We start from the raw sequence: 18,481 nt of genomic DNA, 5'->3' as shown, positions 1-18,481 counted from the left end.
TAGTTTTTATATGACCAACAAAGAATTGATACAATTTGTTTTAACAAAATTTCAAGAAAAACACACTTCAAATCCTGTTTTAACTTTTGCTCCAGGTAGAATAAATTTGATTGGAGAACATACCGATTATAATAAAGGTTTTGTTTTTCCTGCGGCAATTGATAAAGGAATTGTTTCTGCAATTCAGAAAAGCAATAACAAAATGTGCGCTGTTTTTGCAGTTGATGTTCATGAATCATTTGAGTTTTCTCTAGAAAATATTTCTCCGTTAAAAAATGGTGGTTGGAAAAATTATGTATTGGGAGTTATTGCTGAAATTCTTAAGAAACATAAAATTGGAAGTAATTTTAATATTGTTTTTGGAGGAAATATTCCTGCCGGAGCAGGATTGTCTTCTTCTGCAGCATTAGAAAACAGCATTGTTTTTGGGTTGAATTCCCTTTTTAATTTAGGGATTTCAAAACAAGAAATGATTTTTATTTCGCAAAAAGCAGAACATAATTTCGCCAATGTTAAATGCGGAATTATGGATCAATATGCAAGTATGTTTGGTCAAGAAAATTCAGCGTTATTATTAGATTGTAAAAGTTTAGAAGCTACTGTTTTTGAAATTGATTTTAAAGACTATGAAATCCTTCTAATAAACACAAACGTAAAACACAGTTTGGCAGAAAGTGCTTATAATGATAGAAGAACTGTTTGCGAAAAAATCGCATCAATCCTTGGTATTTCTTCATTAAGAGAAGTTAAAGAAGAAGAGTTGAATCAGCTAAAAAGTCAAATTTCTAAAGAAGATTTTGAAAAAGGATTGTATGTAATTCAAGAAAATAAAAGAGTGTTAGATGCATCAAAAGCATTGAAAGGAAATCAGCTAAAAGCATTTGGGCAATTGTTATTTGAATCTCATAATGGTTTACAAAATCAATACAAAGTAAGTTGTATTGAATTGGATTTTTTGGTAGAAAAAGCAAAAGAAAATCCTGCTGTTATTGGCGCAAGAATGATGGGTGGAGGTTTTGGTGGATGTACAATTAACATCGTTAAAAAAAGTGAAATATATTCCTTTAAAAAAGAGATTGAATTTACATATAACAATCAATTTTCTAATCAATGTTCTTTCTACAGTGTTCAACTTTCTAAAGGAGTTTATGAAATTTAAAGAACTACAAAAAGGGAGATAATAAACGGACTAACTTTTCCCATAAATGAACATATTTTGGTCTATTTATCCATGTTTTTGCATCAATTTGATCAGATGCTTTTAAATCGTTTTCAAAAGCTTCAATAAGTTGTGCTGCTATTTTTTTGCTATACACTATTGCATTTACTTCAAAATTTAGATCAAAACTTCTGTAATCCATATTTGCAGAACCTACAATTGCAATATCATCATCTATAACCATCGTTTTTGCGTGAACAAATCCTTTATTATACTTGTAAATTTTTGCTCCAAATTGAAGCAATTCTGTATAATATGCACTTGCTGCAGCATTTACCATTTTAGAATCTGAAATACCAGGAATAATAATCTTAACATCTAATCCGCCTTGAATGGCAATAATTAAAGCGTCCATCAAACTTTCGTCTGGTATAAAATATGGACTAGTTATATAAATGCTTTTTTGGGCAGAATTAATTGCCTCTAAAAGGGAATAAAATATAACTGGTTGATTGCTATCTGGACCAGAAGCTGCAATTTGAACAACTTCATTTTTAATGTCTTCTTGATTTGTACTGTCAATAAAATAGGTCTCGGAATATTCAAAAGGTGTTGCGCTACAAAAATTCCAATCGCCCATAAATAAATATTGTAAATAAGCTGTAGCTTGCCCTTTAATCATTAAATGCGTGTCTCGCCAAAACAAATGATTTTCTTTCTTAAAATCGTTTCGGTATTTGTCACTCATATTTATACCACCAACAAAACCAACTATTCCATCAATAATAATAATCTTTCTATGATTTCTGTAATTTAATCTGTTGGCAAAAGCATACCATCTTATTTTGTAGAAAGGCGCAGTTTGTACGCCAGCATCTTGTAATTTTTTAACGAATGATTCCCCTAAACTATGGCTTCCAAAATCGTCGTATAAAAAACGGACTTCTACACCAGATTTTGCTTTCTTTATTAGAATGTCTGCAACTTGATTTCCTGTAATATCGTCTTCATAAATATAATATTCAATATGAATATGAGACGTTGCTTTTTCGAGTTCTTTTAATAATTCTGGAAATTTATCATCGCCATTTATTAAGAGTTTTACTTGGTTGTTTGCCGTTAATGGACTATTGCCCGCATTGCGAATAAACTCAGTTAAAGTTTTACTTTTTTGCAGAATTAATCCTGAATTACTTATTGCATCAGAATAAGCATTCATTTTATTTATGATGTGTTTACGAAGCGAATCATCTTCCACAATTTTTTTAGAATACAGCTTTCGTTTTCTGTAATTTATTCCGACTGAAAAATAGAAAATCATTCCAATAATTGGCACAAGTACAATAAACAAGATATATGCCAATGCTTTTGTGCTGCTTCGTGTATCGTACAACACTCTAAAGATGACAAAAATTACTAAAAGTATATAAGCGGTTTCTCCGATAAGAATCCAATTCATGTAATGTTGTATTTTATTGTGCTGTTAAATTAATACATTTTTTTAAAAACATTGATTGTTTAAAGCTTAAAGAAAGTTTTATTTAAGATTAAAATAAAAAACCTCAACTTTAAAAGTTGAGGTTTTCTTGTACTCGAGGTGGGAATCGAACCCACACTTCCGAAAAAACTGGATTTTGAATCCAGCGCGTCTACCAATTCCGCCACTCGAGCAATAATTAGACTGCAAATCTAAAAAATAAAATCAGTATTAAAGCAAAAAAATCAACTCAACTCAGTAAATATTTTTATTTTTGCATCACACAACACACTAACTCATAACAAAACACAACTAAATGCCTTCAAGTCAATTAAGTCCAAAGATTTTTGCCTGTTCTCAAAGTATAGAATTAGCAGAAAAAATTGCCAAAGAATACGGCACAGAATTAGGTAAAGTAACAGTAACTCATTTTAGTGATGGCGAATTTCAGCCAGCTTTTGAAGAATCTATTCGAGGTAGGCGCGTTTTTATTATTGGCTCTACATTTCCATCAGCAGATAATTTAATGGAAATGTTATTAATGATTGATGCTGCAAAAAGAGCATCAGCAAGACATGTAACCGCAGTAATGCCTTATTTTGGTTGGGCAAGACAGGACAGAAAAGACAAACCAAGAGTTGCTATTGGCGCAAAATTAGTAGCCAATTTAATTCAAGCAGCAGGAGCAACAAGAATTATGACGATGGATTTACATGCAGATCAAATTCAAGGGTTTTTTGAAAAACCTGTAGATCATTTATTTGCTTCAACCATCTTTTTACCTTACGTAAAATCATTAGAATTAGATGATTTAACTATTGCGTCTCCAGATATGGGCGGATCAAAAAGAGCGTATGCGTATTCTAAATACTTAGATTCTGATGTTGTAATTTGTTATAAACAACGTAAAAAAGCCAATGTAATTTCTCATATGGAATTGATTGGTGAAGTAACAGGTAAGAATGTTATTTTGGTTGATGACATGATAGATACTGGAGGAACACTAGCAAAAGCAGCAGATTTAATGATGGAAAGAGGAGCAAAAAGTGTAAGAGCAATTTGTACACATCCGTTGCTTTCTGGAACTGCAATTGAACGTATAGAAAGTTCTAGTTTAATTGAATTAATAGTGTCTGATACAATTCCTTTAAAAAGAGCAAGTTCTAAAATAAAAGTTGTATCTTGCGCCCCTTTATTCGCAGATGTTATGCACAAAGTTCAAGACAATACTAGCATTAGCGGACAATTTTTAATGTAAACAAATAATAATTAAATAAAAGTAATGAAATCAATTACAATCAAAGGATCTCAAAGAGAAAGCGTAGGTAAAGTAGCAACGAAAGCCTTACGTAATGCTGGTCAGGTTCCTTGCGTTATATACGGAGGAGACAAACCATTGCATTTTTCAGCAGAAGAAATTGCATTTAAAAATCTTGTGTATACTCCAAACGTTTATACAGCAACGATTGAATTAGGTGGCAAAAAAATAGCTGCTATTTTACAAGACATTCAGTTTCATCCTGTTACAGATAAAATCTTACATATAGATTTTTATCAATTATTTGATGATAAAGAAGTTACTATGGATATTCCTGTACATTTAGTAGGAAAAGCTCCAGGTGTTTTAAATGGAGGATCTTTACGTTTTCCAAAGCGTAAATTAAGAGTAAAAGCATTACCAGGTGATTTGCCAGATTTTTTTAATGCAGATATTTCTAAATTAAAAATCGGAAGTAAATTATTTGTTACCGATATTGATAACAAAAACTGTACGTTTTTACATCCAGCAAACACAGTAGTTGCACAAGTAAGAATGTCTCGTAATGCAACAGCTGAAGAGGAAGAAGAAGAAGTTGAAGAAGCAGCAACAGAAGCTCCAGCAGCATCAGAATAAATATAAAATATTCTAAATATTAAAAAAGCGTTACTTATTGTAACGCTTTTTTTATTTTTGTATACTATGAAGAAATTTTTAATCGTTGGTTTAGGAAATATTGGAGAACAATACGACAATACGCGTCATAATATTGGTTTCAAAATAGTAGACGCTTTAGCAAAAGACAATAAAGTAACTTTTGAAACGGATAAACTAGGAGATGTAGCTAACTTTCGTTTTAAAGGAAGAATTTTTATATTGCTAAAACCAAGTACGTTTATGAATTTAAGCGGAAAAGCAGTAAAATATTGGATGGAGAAAGAAAAGGTATCCATAGAAAATACATTAATTGTTACAGACGATTTAAATATTGATTTTGGAACCATCAGATTAAAAGGAAAAGGTTCTGCAGGAGGACATAACGGGTTGAAAGACATTCAAGAAAAATTAAACACAACTACATATCCGAGATTTCGATTTGGTGTTGGATCAAATTACTCTAAAGGAAGACAGGTAGATTTTGTTCTGAGCAAATGGAGTAAAGAAGAAGAAAGTGAATTGATAGAAAGATTACCTGTTTCTTGTAATGTAATTACATCTTTTGGAACTGCAGGAATGGCAAATACTATGAATACTTTTAATGGAAAGTGATGTTTTTGTCTAAAGTCTTAAGGCGAAGTATTTAAATAATTGTTATATTAAATTTTATTGTTTAATTATCACATTGACTAGTTATCACTAGCAAACCACTCTGCAAAAGAAGTTTCTGTTTCTTGCAATCGCAACGAGAATAAGTCGATATTTTCTGGCAATCTTTTTTTGATTTTTGAAGCAAAATCAATAACCATCATTTCGCTTGTTGGTTGATAATCTACCAAAATAACATGATGATCGCGTTGTTTTAATTCTTTTGCCAACTCAATATGTGGTGTATTTTGATTAAAAACTGTTGCATGATCAAAGACATCTACAATTTCTTCTTTTACAATCTTTTTTAAATCAGAAAAGTCGATAACCATTCCGTATTTAACTTTAGAATTATCTGTAATTGGTTTGCCAATTACGGTTACAGAAAGTTTGTAAGAATGTCCGTGAACGTTTTTACATTTTCCATCATAACCATATAATGCATGACCGGTTTCAAAATTAAATTGTTTTGTAATTCTTATTGTGCTCATGCTTTTATCTTTTTTTAGCTTTAAACTTATTGTAAAAGTACATGATTGCTAATACAATTGCCAATCCTAAAAATAAATAATCTCCGCCCATAATTTTACTTTTTAAATTTTGATAACGCTTTTTTTGTGAATTCAGAAAGCACTAATTTTCCTGTAATTTCTGCTCTTTCAAGTAATAAGTTATTCCAGTTTTGGGTTCCTTCCCAAAGAATTTTTTTCATCTCTGATATTGCATCAGGATTACAAGAAGCTAATTTTTCTGCTAAAATTTCAGTTTCTTTTGTCAGTTCGTTTTTGGTTTCAAAAACTTTAGCAAACAATCCTTTTTCTTTTGCCCAATATGCGTTTTTCCATTCGGTTGCCGCCAACGTTAATTCTGCTAAACCAGCAACACCAATTTTCCTTTCAATTGCAGGAGCAATCACAAAAGGTCCAATTCCGATGGTTAATTCTGATAATTTTATAGAAGCTGCTTCGGTTGCCAATACATAATCGCAAGCAGCAATTAATCCAACGCCACCACCAACTGCTTTTCCTTGAATGCTTCCAATAATCAATTTAGAACAAGTTCTCATTGCGTTGATAACATTTGCAAATCCAGAAAAGAATTTTTTCCCATCTTCAAAATTATCAATAGCAACTAATTCATCAAAAGATGCACCAGCGCAAAATGCTTTTTCTCCTTCAGATTTTAAGATGATAACACTTACATTATCCAATGAAGAAACACGATGTAACTCTTTTGTTAATCGATCTAATAAAGTACTTGGAAACGAATTACTTGCAGGATGACCAAATTCTATTGTAGCAATTCTGTTTACAATATTGGTGTATAAACTTCCTTCAGTAGATTTCGTTGTCATAATATTGAGTATTAGTATTCAAATTTACTGCTTTTGTGCTAGTGGAGAAAACTTTCTGTTAAATTTAAAAAATAAAAAGATGCCTCTAAAAAACATCCAAACGGTAAAAGCAATCCAAATTGCATACAATTTAAAGTCTAAAGAATCGAAAAGAAATAATGTGGGAATAAAACCAACTAATGTTGCAAAAATTAATACATTTCTTAAGTATTTCATTTCTCCCAAACCTTTAAAAATCCCATCAAAAATAAATGTCATCGCGCACAAAGGTTGCATTGCTAAAATAACCCAAAAAACTAAATAAAATTGTTCTAAAACTGTGGTTTCTTTGGTAAATATTGTTCCGATTGGTTTGTAGAAAATAACACCTAAAACAATAAAAAAACTACCTAAAACAAAGGCATATTTTAATAGCTTTCTATTTAATGCAATCAGCGTTTTATAGTCTTTTTGACCTAATAGTTTACCAGATAAAATATTACCAACGCTAGAATAACCATCTATCATAAAAGCGCCCAATAACCATAAATTTAAACCGATAATATAAGCTGCGATATATTCTTTGCCGTAAGAAGTTGCATAAGCTGTTCCGAAATACAACGCCAAGTTTAAAGCTAATGTTCTTACAAATAGATTTAAAATCATGCCTAATAATCGCTTGATTTCTGGATGTATTGGTAAGATGATTTTTAATGGAATTGTTGTTTTTTTTAACAATAAAATTGCAGATAAAATTGCCATTGTAACTTGGGCAATTACACTCGCATACGCTGCGCCTTCAATATACATTGCCGGAATAATATCAGCAAAGCCATATACTAAAAGATAATCTAAAATAATGTTTAAAACTGCGCCAGTTATGGCAATTAACATCGGATAATACGTGTTTTGTAAACCTCTAAAAACACCAAAAACTGCAAATGTAAAAAGTGTAAAAGGAAAACCTAAAATCCTGATATTAAAATATTCTACACAATATTCTAAGATAACACCAGAAGCATTATAAAACTTAAAAATAACTTCTGAGAACGGATATGAAATGGCTATCACCAATAAACTAAGAACAACAACAATTGTAATTGCTTGTGCTGGTAAGGATTTAATTTCATCTAATTTATTTGCGCCTAAATATTGAGAAATGATGGAAGAAATAGCGCTTCTAATTTGACCAAAAACCCAAACTAACATAGAAATAAACGCGCCTACTATTCCAACTGCTGCCAAAGATTCTATGGCATTATCTTCTATATTACCAATAATTGCAGTATCGGTAATAGAAAGTAGTGGTTCTGCAATTCCGGCTACCAAAGCAGGAAAAGCCAGTTTGTTTATTTTTTTAAAGCTTATATCTGTTTTCAAAACGTTTCAAAAATACTACTATTATTGTTCTTATAAATGATAAAAAAGATAGTTTTAAAAAGTGTATTTTTGCAGTTCAAATATTTTGTGTAATTTTCTCAAATTCTAAAAAAAAACATCACATGAAAAATATACTTGTTCCGATTGGTTCTTCAGAAAACTCAATAAATACATTACAATATGCAATTGATTTTGCTAACGAAATTGATGCAAAAATCTTTGTGCTTAGAGCATATAATGTGCAGCCAAAAGCAGGAACGATTATTAATATTGACGGAATTTTAGAGCGTGAATCTAATTTATACTTAAGATCTATAATTAATTCTGCAAACAGAAAAGGAAAAGACATTCAATTAATTACTGCGAAAGGAAATGTGTTGGATTCAATAGAAACTGTAGAAGAAGAAATAGGAATCGATTTAATAGTAATGGGCCCAAAAAGTAACTCTATAAAAGAAGAAGTTTTCTTAGGAAGCACTTCTGGTAGCGTTGTAAAAAAATCTAATATTCCTGTTTTAATTGTGCCAGAATCGTATATTTTTAAACCGTTTAATTCTGTTTTAACAGCCTTTAAAACCGGAATCGTAAATAAAAAGAAGGCATTAGATCCTTTAAAGTTTATAAAGAATAAATTTAATCCTGTAATTAATATGTTGTTGGTTAAAACACCAACTTATACAGATGAGGATTTAGTTTTAGACACAGAATTAGAGAGCTTAAAATCTTCGTTAACAATTACAGAAAATGCAACTACTTTTCAAGGAGTTTTAGAACATTTTCAATCTAATCAACCAGATATGTTGTGTGTTTTTAGACGTAAAAGAGGATTTTTTAACAAGCTTTGGGAAAAGAATACAATTCTAAAAGAAGAGTTTTATTGTAATGTTCCGTTATTGGTTTTAGGAGGAAAGCAATAGCTTTAATTATTGTGTTTTTCGTGAATTTTTTCTGTAAACGGAATTGATATATCAAAAATTTCTTTGATGATATCTTTAATTGAATTCATAAATTCCTCAATTCTATCTTCCGTAATTTCATAATCTTTTTTGCCGAAATCTACTTTAAGAAATCCGCTATTAAGATTTTTAAAAGAAATAATTCCACTTTCAATTTTTGTTTGAGTTGTTTTACTTTTAGCATACATATAACCGTATAATAAAACCTGAATTGCCTTGTTGTATTTTTCATCAGCAATATCAGAAACATCTGATATTTTTAGGTTTTTAGCTTCTACTTTACCCGTTTTGTAATCAATAATTCTTGTAATACCATTTAATTCATCAATTCTATCAACTTGTCCTTTAATTATAATTGGAAAGTTAAAACCTTCTATTTCTATGGTAGTTTCTAAATTTTCTTCTGTTGCAATAATTTTTAATTGATTTTTTTCTGAAACCAATTGTTTTTCATTTTCTAAAAATCGATTTACATAATCTTTAGAAACTTCAAAAATTAATCTGTTTTTTCCGGTAAAAATATCAGAATTATGAAAATGTTTTTTAAAGTAAAACGAAACCAAATCATCTACTTTAGCAAACATATTTTTAAAATTTTCTGGTAATACATATTTGTTGATATACGGTTGATACAAAGCGTCTAGCGTATCGTGAATAATTGTTCCCATTGTGTTAGAAGCAACTGTTTCTTCGACTTCGTTATATTCTTTTAGTTTTAATATTTTCTGTGTATAAAACTGATACGGATTGTATAAATAATTTGCCAATGTTGATGGAGAAAATCCACCTTTTGCAACTTCTTTTAGTAAAGAAATTATTTCTGGAGTTTTTTCTATTTCTTTGAGTTCGGTTTTTTCTGTTGTTACTTTCGGACTTATTTGATGTTCTTTAATTCCGTCTTTTAGATGCAATAATTGTGTAATAAACCTACTTTTTTCTCCACCGCCAAAAGTGTCGCTTTCAGAATTGTATAATAAGTAAATGTTTTTTGCACGTTGCAATAATCTAAAAAAATGATAGGAAAAAATAGCATCTTTTTCTCTGTAAGTTGGCAATCCAAATTCGATTTTTACATCAAATGGAATAAAAGTATTTTGAGCGCTATTTTTTGGTAATATATTTTCGTTTACAGACGTTATAATTACATTTTCAAAATCTAAAACACGCGTTTCTAACATTCCCATTAACTGCAATCCTTGTAGCGGTTCGCCTTTAAAAGAGATAGATTCTGTGTTTAATAATTGATTGAATAATTGATGAATCGTTTTAAATGTTTTTAGAAAATTATATTCGTTTTGGAAGGTTTGTAATTGTGAAAAAATAGTGTAAAATCGAAATAAATATTCTTTTTCTAAAGGCGCTGCTTTTTCTTTTAGAACAACAATTAAATTTAAAATTCGACTGATGAAACCTTGACTATTTTTGATCGGATTAAAAATTTCAATCACAACTTCTTTTGTCGATTTTTCTAAAGATGATAAAAATGATTCTATCTGACTTTTATCGATAAAAGCATCATTGTCTTCTGCTATTTTTAGAGAAATTTTGTCTAATACATTCGTTCCGTTTTCAATTAATAAAGGCTGAATTGAAGCATGCTTAAAAAACTGTAAAACATCTTTGTAGTAAAATTGTTCTGCTTGCGTTCTGTTCAGTTTTTCTTGCGTTAAAAACAACTGGAAAACAGCAAAAAATAACGAAGTAGTTGGAACATCCTTTAACGGATAACCCATCGTAATATTTACAGCTTCAACCTTTTTTGGCAACGAATTTAACGTAATTGGCAACAAACTCTCGTCAGCCAAAACATAAGCAGTTTTGTTGTGGTTTGGGAGTTTATTGATAAGTTCTCCAGCATATTTAATTTGAGTGGTATTTTTTGAAGCGCCAATAACTTCAATATTTTTTTCTAATTCAAAATTAGATGAAACTGTAGCAATCGGGTTTTTTATATAGTATTTCCATTCAGATTTATATTTTCTGATGAATGTTCCTGCTTGATGATTATTTTTTAAAAAAGCACTGTCAATATCCCAATATACATCTGTATTTCCAGCAGATAAAAGTTCTTGAAATAAATATTCTTCGGATTTGTTTAGCGCATTAAACCCCATAAAAACAAATTTTTTAAGTTTATTTTTTTCAATATAAATTTCAATGTTTTTAGTAGCTTCTCTGTAAATTAAACCCTGGTAACCAATTTGTTTTTCAAGTAAGAACTTATAAAATTCAGTATAATAAACTTCTAATTTTTCTAAGAAAGAAAAATGATTTTTTATCATTTTAGTTTCTTCAAGAGGTTTTTTAACCGACCAATTTTTTAGCCGCTGAATATCTCTTAGATAAGGAAAAATCTCTTTAGGATTAATTAAATGCTTATCTACTTCGTTAAAATCTTGTACAACTGTAAAAGCCCAGGAAATAAAGTTCTCAAAATCTTCTGGCTCTGTTTCTACCTTTTTATAAACTGCATAAAAATGAAATAACAACTGAATTGAATCTATTTTATGCAACCCAGAAATTTCTTCAATAAATTGTTCTATATTAAAGATTGTTGGCAAAAAACCAACATCAATAGTTTCTTTTAAAGCTTGTTTTACAAATACACCAGCTCTTTGCGATGGCAACACAAAAACAGTGTTTTCAAACGATTGTTGTTTCGTTAAAATTGTTTGTAAGGTTTCTGTGATAAAAGTCTGCATTTATGAAAGTCAATTTTTAGAACAAACAATGTACAAAAAGAACCTATTTATTTTATTATATTGTTAGAAAATTATTTTTATGCAAACCGATTTACAAATAGCCATTATTCAAATAGATTTAGTTTGGGAAAATGCTAAAGAAAACAAGGCTAAACTAGATATTTTATTAGAAGATATTCAGAATGTTGATGTAATTTTTTTACCAGAAATGTTTACAACTGGTTTTTCAATGAAGCCAAAACCTTTGGCAGAAAAAATGAACGGTGAAACAGTTGGTTGGATGAAACAAAAAGCTAAATTTTTTGATGCAGCAATTGTTGGAAGTATCATTATAAAAGAAAACGATAAATATTATAATAGAATGTTATTTGTACATCCAAATGGTAACATTGAACATTATGATAAACGTCATACGTTTACATTGGCAGGAGAGCATAAAGCATATACTTCAGGATACTCTAAATTGATTGTAACCTATAAAGATTGGAAAATTTGTCCCTTAATTTGTTATGATTTACGTTTTCCGGTTTGGTCTAGAAATACAGAAAATTATGATTTATTAATTTATGTAGCAAGTTGGCCAAAACCAAGAATTAACGCTTGGAAAACACTTTTAAAAGCACGGGCAATAGAAAACATGAGTTATTGTGTTGGTGTAAATAGAGTTGGAGTAGATGCAAACAAATATGAATACAATGGCAGTTCTATTGCAATAGACTTCTTAGGAAATGAAATTACGGAAGTTGTAGAAAATAAAGAGAAAATTATCTACGCAACTTTAAGTAAAAATGAGTTGATAGATTTAAGAGCAAAATTACCTTTCTTAGAGGATAAAGATCAGTTTACTATCAACTAAAAAAAGAGCCTTTAAAAGGCTCTTTTTTTATACTACTGGATTCATCCATTTAAAGTTGTATTTTGTGTCTGGGACAACAATTCTTTCTGTAATTCGATACATTCTGTCTGGTAACTTCAGTAACCAATCTCTTGCTTTTTCTGCTTCTGGAGTTAAGTTTGTTATTTTATCAATTTCCCAAGTTGTATTTAGTTTCTTTAAAATATCTACATAATCAAAACCTGTGTACACACCAACTCTTTGAGCAACATTAGAGAATTGATCAAATAAACTTCCTTTTGCTTCAAAAGATTCTCTTAAATGCATTGCTGGCATCACAATTTTATGTTTCATCATGTGCTGAAAAGCCAACATCATTTCACTTGGATCTATTTTGAATATTTCCTTAACAAACTCTGCATACGCAATATGATGACGCATTTCATCACCTGCAATAATTTTAGACATTTTAGCCAATGCTTTATGTCCTTTTTTACGTGCAATTTTTGCAACATTATTGTGCGAAATATACGTAGCTAATTCCTGAAAACTTGTATAGACAAAGTTTTTATACGGATCGGTTGCTGTACCAATATCAAATCCATCAGCAATTAAATGTTGCGTGGTAATTTCTACTTCGCGCATATTAACTCTTCCTGATAAATACAAGTATTTATTCAACACATCTCCGTGTCTATTTTCTTCTGCAGTCCAAGCTCTAACCCATTTTGCCCAACCATTGTCTGGTTGTTGAGAAACACCTTCTAAATCTAATAACCATGACTCGTATGTTGGTAAAGCTTCCTCTGTTATGGTATCGCCAACTAAAACCACCCAAAAATCATCATCTAATTCTTTAGAGATTTCTTGAATTTCTTTAACTTCATCAATAAAAGTATCTTTCTGAGAGTTCGGTAAAAAATCTGTTGGTTGCCAAATTTTTTCTGGTGTTATTAAAAATTTATCTACAAAAGCATCAATGCTTTTTTCTAGAGTAAGCATTACTTCTCTTCTGATATTGTGTATTGACATATTGTTATTTTATGTGTGAAATTATTTGCGATTCTGTTTCTTTTACTAGCTCTTCAAAAGGCATAGAATCAATTTTTATAGGTTTGTGTGTTGTTAGCGTTATAGGACTTCCCAAACCTAAAGGGTATTTTCCATATTTAAATAATTTCCAAGAATTGTTTATTGTTATAGGAACAATATAACCATCTTGATTGTATTTAGTAATCATTTTTAAACCGTTTGAAGAGAATGGTTTTGGCTCTCCTGTTCTACTTCTTGTTCCTTCAGGAAAAATAATTGCGCCCCATTTATTTTCATGAATTTTTTTTGAGAATTTTGCTAATTCACTTAATGCCTGTTTTGCATCTTTCCTGTTGATTAAAGCTGCGCCACCATGACGTAAATTAAAAGAGACACTTGGCACTCCTTTTCCTAATTCTTTTTTTGCAACAAACTTTGGTTTATATTTCCTAAAATACCAGCCAATTGGAGGTATGTCAGAAATACTTTGATGATTTGCAACAAAGACTAGCGTACAATCTTTTGGTAGTTCATGTTCGTTTTTTAAACGAACGGTAACGCCAATTAAAAGTAACGATTTAACAAGAAACAAATTTAAAACATCTACTACTGGTTGATGCCCTTTATGCCCAAAAAGTTTTAATCCAATCCATTGTAAAGGATGAAAAATAACTAGTAATAAGACAAAAGTAAAAATAAAAATTGGCGATAATATGTAGCTTAATACTTTCATTAAATCGTTTCTTTTACTAGATGTAAATTAAGATATTATATTTTTAAAATTGAAACCATTGATTCCAAGGAATTCTTGCTAAAATTAACACTAATGCAATTCCGTAATAGATTGCAAAAGTTTTAAATTTTGCTGCATCTTCTGTTTTCTTTTTATGTTTAGACCAACCAATTGTGATTAAAACAATAGCAATTAGCATCATTAAAGGATGTTCTACAGCTAATAATCTAGAAGCTGAGTTTCCCATTACTGCAGAGCTATCCACCTTGAGTGCTTTATAAACAGGACTCATAAAATACCAACCTAATCCAATTAATAATTGAATATGAGATATAATTAATGTAAACAATCCAATGCGAACATCTTTATCGGTAAAGCTTCTCTTTTTTGATAATCCCATAAATGCATTTACAACAGCAAATAGCAATATTAAAACCGCTAAATATGCCCAATACGAGTGAATTTCTTTCATCATGATTTCTTCGTTTTTTAGTTTGTGTAAATGTACTAATTATATTCAAAAAAAAACCACCTCGATTGAGGTGGTTTTTAAAATTGTAAAAACTATTTAAACTTATTGCTTAACATAAGCACCGTTAGTTTTGATAACGGCTAATTGCCAAATACCATTTGCACCATTATAAATTTTATAAGAAACAAGGTATTTTTGACCTTCAGCATCATTAGGGAAGTTGTTTAATAAAATAGTATTTATTTTACTAATACGTACACTTTCTAATTCTTCATCTTTACCTGCTCTAACATCAAAGTTACCGTAACGCCCATTACCAACTAAGTTGTAATCTGCATTTGTTAAAGTATATTTAATAGTATTATCTGGAACCCATTTTGTGCCATCGTGACCAAACTTAATAGTTTCGTTAATAATATTATTATAATTAGACCAGTTAGTACCGTCAAAAATTACATAAGTTACAAAACTATAAACAGTTCTGTCATCTGTTCTACCATCCTCATCAACATCTTGTGTATCTGTTACATATAATTTGTACATAATACCTTCAATATCTCCAGCTTTTTTGTTTTCATATTGAAATCTAGTAGCTGCATATGTTGGAATTTTTTGTAATGCTTCAGTTTCGCTATCAAACTGAGCTCTAGCTTCTCCCATTGCAGTATATTCAGCATCGGTAATTCCAGTTGCCATTTCCCATTTTCCATTTACTATTATAAACCCATTTTCTAAGGTTTTTGTAGTTCCAGCATAATATTTATAAGTTAGATTAACTAACATTCTGTCTGGAGCGGCAGGATATTTTACATCTAAAAAATCTGAAATATCAGAAAAACTGTCAAAGTTTCCATAAGTATGACCGTTAGCTGCATAATCTGCAGGAGTAACTTCATATATTTTTAAACTTTTTTCAGTTCTTTTTGGGTTGTATAACTTAAAAGTTACAGCAGCTAAAGAAGACTTACCCCAAACAGGATATTTTTTTGATAAGAAAGAAGGTAATTTAGTTTTTGCATCGTCTAAAGAACTAAAGTTTCCAAAATTTAAACCTAAATCATCATAATCTGAATCTGTTAATGTAAAAGTCGCTTCACCAGAAATAACATTTTCTTTAGCGTCTAATTCTTCATATAGATCTTCTAATGGGTTACAAGAAGTAAACACCATTGAGAACACTGTTAGTAATAAAAATATTTTTTTCATGATTCTGTTTTTTAAAATTTAATTTTTGCACTAAGGCTAAAAGTTCTACCAGCTCCATACCATACTAATGGGTCAGTAGCATCTAAAGCATCAGAAATATATTCTGTATTGAATAAGTTGTTTACACGAGCTGTAAAAGTTGTATCAAAATCTCCAATTTTAATACCGTGGCGTAAACTAGCATCAAACAAGTGGTAGTTTGGTGCTTTCCAAGTGTCAGAAGGAGTTGTTGTTGCTCCTATGTAATTTAAAACGTTTACTTGAGCATACATGTCTCCAAAATAGTTGTAATCAAAAGTGAAACTTGTTTTGTCCCAGAATTTGTAGTTTAAACCTAATGCAGCAGTTGTTTGAGCAGCATCAGAAACACGCAATCCTTTAATTGGTAAATTAACAGTATCTACTTGGTTTTGATTGTCATCAAAAATAGGAACATTCGTTAAATCATTATTCCATTTCCAGTTACCTAAAGATGCCATTCCAGTGAATGTTAAATTATCAGAATATCTGTATGTATAATCAATTTCTAATCCTTGGTGTAATGCATTAACTCCTAATAAGTTTGCAATAAAATCTGGGCTTGTTCCAATTCCTTGAACAGTTCTTGTAAAAGTTCTATCGTTCCACTCAGTTCTATAAACGTTTACGTTGGCTCTTAATTTTTCAGTTCTAATTCCGTATCCTAACTCAACACTAAAGATTTTTTGATTTTCAGCGTCTGCGTTAATATGATCATTATCAAATCCTTGGAATACAGCATCAAAACCAGCAGCTTTTTCAAAATAACCAATGTTTGCAAATACGTTATGTGTATCGTTTAATCTGTAGTTTACACCACCTTTTACACCATATCCAAAAAAGTTATACTTTGCTGTTGTGTTGTTTGCAGGTGTATATTGAAAATAATCAACTCTTCTGTAAGACGTATTAGATCCAGAAACAGAAACAAATGCAGAGATTTTGTCTTTGTCGTACTCAAGTTGAGTAAAGAATCCTTGCCATCCTACTTCACCATCATTAAAGTAAGAGTATTTATCTCCAACTTTTAATGCGGCATTTGGGTTATTTATATTACTGTTATCAAAGAAATATTGACCACCTAATAAGTCAGTAACTTCTCTAAAGTGTTTTCCAGTATAAGATCTTAAATCTACACCAGCTACAAAATCTAAATTAGAAGATAATTTTGTTTTAAATGTAGATAATATACCATACCAGTTATGGTCGTTTCTAGAAGCTCTTAAAATTGCTTCAGAACCTAATGCTCCGTTACCTTTATTTATGTTTACAATATTATCTAAATTAACTGGTTGATCACTACCACCTAAACGCACATTAAATAAATTTGTGTTTGTTCCTGCAGTTCCACCACCACCACCAGTACCAAATGATACGTACATTGCAGTAGATAAACTTGTGTCATCACTAATTGTCCAGTAATGGTTTAAAGATGTTTGAGACTTGTTGTAAAAGTTATCTTCAATATGTGTTACTTGACCGTTTTTATATCCCCAATCTGGGTTAAATTTAGTTCCACTTTGAGCATTTCTATAAGTAGAAATTGTGCTTCTGTTTTGTCTTTGTCCGTGTCTTTGCGGAGATCCAAAAGTTGTAAAAGCTAATTTATGATTATCATTAAATTGCTTAGAAAAGTTTACAAAGTAATTGTATCCGTCAAATTGTGTTCCGTCAACGTATCCTTCACCAGAAGTTTTAGATAAAGAGACTGTAGCAGCCAAACCATTATCCATTAATCCAGTAGAAACAGTACCACCAACTTTTAAGTAACCATCGTTACCATGAGTCATAGAAATACTTCCTCCTTTGTTAATGTCAGTTGTTTTAGAAACAATGTTAATTGTTCCACCAATAGAAGGTACAGCAACTTTAGAAGCTCCTAAACCTCTTTGAACTTGCATCGCAGAAGTTACATCAGAAAGTCCAGCCCAGTTAGACCAATAAACTCTACCGTTTTCCATATCGTTAACAGGTACACCGTTAATCAATACAGCTACGTTTTCTGAGTTAAACCCTCTTAAAGAAATTCTTGAATCTCCAAAACCACCACCACTTTTTGTAGCATATACTCCTGGAGTAGATTTTAAGATCTCAGGAAATTCTTGAGTTCCTAATTTTCTTTCAATATCTGCAGCTTTAACTGTAGAAACCGCAACTGGAGTTTTTCTATCAATAGCGAAAGATGTTGCAGTAACAACAATCTCGTCTAATACAGAACTGTCTTCAGTTAATTGGATTCTACCTAAATTAGATTTAGCTGAAGAGAAAGATACTTCTCTGCTGTTATAACCAACAAAAGAAATTACAATTACTCCAGAATTTGAATCTGCATTTAAAGTAAAGTTTCCATCAAAATCGGTAGAAGTACCGTTTGTTGTTCCTTTTACCATAACACTTGCACTAGGTAAGGGTTGGTTAGTTTCATCAACCACTTTACCAGTTATTTTGGTTTGACCAAAAACAGCAGCAGTTGCAAAAAACAACGCTACTAATAATAAATTTTTAAAATTTTTCATTTTGAAATTTTAAGTTATTAAATGTTCTGCAAAAATCCTCATTTTTTACAGTTGTAATGTTAATTTAATGTTAAGTATTAACAAAAATTTAAGATAATC

At 30.4% G+C, this 18,481-nt stretch carries 16 protein-coding genes and 1 tRNA gene; 6 read left to right on the top strand and 11 right to left on the bottom strand.

Annotated features, from left to right (window positions below):
• The first annotated feature begins 10 nt into the window (after positions 1-10).
• On the top strand, positions 11-1,159 hold the full coding sequence (galK, locus tag ABDX67_RS00500; protein ID WP_347172703.1) for a galactokinase: 1,149 nt from the start codon (positions 11-13) through the stop codon (positions 1,157-1,159).
• Positions 1,160-1,163: 4 nt separating this feature from the next.
• On the opposite strand, the gene cls is transcribed toward galK, so the two are convergent.
• Both cls and ABDX67_RS00490 read right to left on the bottom strand, forming a co-directional pair.
• On the bottom strand, positions 1,164-2,618 hold the full coding sequence (gene cls / locus ABDX67_RS00495) for a cardiolipin synthase (RefSeq protein WP_347172701.1): 1,455 nt from the start codon (positions 2,616-2,618) through the stop codon (positions 1,164-1,166).
• 130 nt (positions 2,619-2,748) lie between these two features.
• Positions 2,749-2,830, bottom strand: a tRNA-Leu gene (locus tag ABDX67_RS00490).
• A 122-nt stretch (positions 2,831-2,952) separates the two neighbouring features.
• Here ABDX67_RS00490 and ABDX67_RS00485 point away from each other — a divergent pair.
• The 3 genes from ABDX67_RS00485 to pth all read left to right on the top strand — a co-directional run bounded on the left by ABDX67_RS00485 (position 2,953) and on the right by pth (position 5,163).
• A complete protein-coding gene (locus tag ABDX67_RS00485; RefSeq protein WP_347172699.1) occupies positions 2,953-3,894 on the top strand; it encodes a ribose-phosphate pyrophosphokinase in 942 nt (313 codons plus the stop codon).
• Positions 3,895-3,918: 24 nt separating this feature from the next.
• Entirely contained in the window at positions 3,919-4,530 is a 612-nt protein-coding gene (locus ABDX67_RS00480; protein WP_347172697.1) for a 50S ribosomal protein L25/general stress protein Ctc, read from the top strand.
• Positions 4,531-4,596: 66 nt separating this feature from the next.
• Complete coding sequence (gene pth, locus ABDX67_RS00475) at positions 4,597-5,163, top strand: aminoacyl-tRNA hydrolase (protein WP_347172696.1); 567 nt, start codon at positions 4,597-4,599, stop codon at positions 5,161-5,163.
• Positions 5,164-5,240: 77 nt separating this feature from the next.
• Here pth and ABDX67_RS00470 read toward each other — a convergent pair whose 3' ends face one another.
• The 3 genes from ABDX67_RS00470 to ABDX67_RS00460 all read right to left on the bottom strand — a co-directional run bounded on the left by ABDX67_RS00470 (position 5,241) and on the right by ABDX67_RS00460 (position 7,912).
• On the bottom strand, positions 5,241-5,690 hold the full coding sequence (locus ABDX67_RS00470; RefSeq protein WP_347172695.1) for a 6-pyruvoyl trahydropterin synthase family protein: 450 nt from the start codon (positions 5,688-5,690) through the stop codon (positions 5,241-5,243).
• Between the two features lie 95 nt (positions 5,691-5,785).
• The gene (locus ABDX67_RS00465) at positions 5,786-6,553 is read right to left on the bottom strand and encodes an enoyl-CoA hydratase/isomerase family protein (RefSeq protein WP_347172693.1); all 768 of its coding nucleotides are present in this window, start codon (positions 6,551-6,553) and stop codon (positions 5,786-5,788) included.
• Between the two features lie 24 nt (positions 6,554-6,577).
• Complete coding sequence (locus ABDX67_RS00460) at positions 6,578-7,912, bottom strand: MATE family efflux transporter (RefSeq protein ID WP_347172692.1); 1,335 nt, start codon at positions 7,910-7,912, stop codon at positions 6,578-6,580.
• A 122-nt stretch (positions 7,913-8,034) separates the two neighbouring features.
• Between ABDX67_RS00460 and ABDX67_RS00455 the strand changes: the two genes are divergently transcribed.
• Positions 8,035-8,829, top strand: coding sequence for a universal stress protein (locus ABDX67_RS00455; protein ID WP_347172690.1), 795 nt, complete (start codon positions 8,035-8,037; stop codon positions 8,827-8,829).
• A 2-nt stretch (positions 8,830-8,831) separates the two neighbouring features.
• On the opposite strand, the gene ABDX67_RS00450 is transcribed toward ABDX67_RS00455, so the two are convergent.
• Positions 8,832-11,570, bottom strand: coding sequence for a PD-(D/E)XK nuclease family protein (locus ABDX67_RS00450; RefSeq protein WP_347172688.1), 2,739 nt, complete (start codon positions 11,568-11,570; stop codon positions 8,832-8,834).
• Between the two features lie 79 nt (positions 11,571-11,649).
• Here ABDX67_RS00450 and ABDX67_RS00445 point away from each other — a divergent pair, with 79 nt between their 5' ends.
• Positions 11,650-12,426 carry an amidohydrolase gene (locus ABDX67_RS00445; protein ID WP_347172687.1) on the top strand — a complete coding sequence of 259 codons (777 nt, stop codon included), beginning with the start codon at positions 11,650-11,652 and terminating at the stop codon, positions 12,424-12,426.
• A gap of 27 nt (positions 12,427-12,453) precedes the next feature.
• Here ABDX67_RS00445 and ABDX67_RS00440 read toward each other — a convergent pair whose 3' ends face one another.
• The 5 genes from ABDX67_RS00440 to ABDX67_RS00420 all read right to left on the bottom strand — a co-directional run bounded on the left by ABDX67_RS00440 (position 12,454) and on the right by ABDX67_RS00420 (position 18,382).
• Positions 12,454-13,437, bottom strand: a complete 984-nt coding sequence (locus tag ABDX67_RS00440; protein ID WP_347172686.1) for an acyl-ACP desaturase — start codon at positions 13,435-13,437, stop codon at positions 12,454-12,456.
• A 4-nt stretch (positions 13,438-13,441) separates the two neighbouring features.
• Complete coding sequence (locus ABDX67_RS00435; RefSeq protein ID WP_347172684.1) at positions 13,442-14,170, bottom strand: lysophospholipid acyltransferase family protein; 729 nt, start codon at positions 14,168-14,170, stop codon at positions 13,442-13,444.
• A gap of 43 nt (positions 14,171-14,213) precedes the next feature.
• On the bottom strand, positions 14,214-14,642 hold the full coding sequence (locus ABDX67_RS00430) for a hypothetical protein (RefSeq protein WP_347173713.1): 429 nt from the start codon (positions 14,640-14,642) through the stop codon (positions 14,214-14,216).
• A gap of 102 nt (positions 14,643-14,744) precedes the next feature.
• A complete protein-coding gene (locus ABDX67_RS00425) occupies positions 14,745-15,848 on the bottom strand; it encodes a hypothetical protein (protein WP_347172682.1) in 1,104 nt (367 codons plus the stop codon).
• 11 nt (positions 15,849-15,859) lie between these two features.
• The gene (locus tag ABDX67_RS00420; protein ID WP_347172680.1) at positions 15,860-18,382 is read right to left on the bottom strand and encodes a TonB-dependent receptor; all 2,523 of its coding nucleotides are present in this window, start codon (positions 18,380-18,382) and stop codon (positions 15,860-15,862) included.
• Positions 18,383-18,481 lie beyond the last annotated feature (99 nt).

Origin of the sequence: Polaribacter uvawellassae, from assembly GCF_039748955.1 — a bacterium.
GTDB classification, from domain to species: domain Bacteria; phylum Bacteroidota; class Bacteroidia; order Flavobacteriales; family Flavobacteriaceae; genus Polaribacter; species Polaribacter uvawellassae.
The sequence above is the reverse complement of the archived record's forward strand: the minus strand, read 5'-3'. Positions and strand labels throughout refer to the sequence as shown.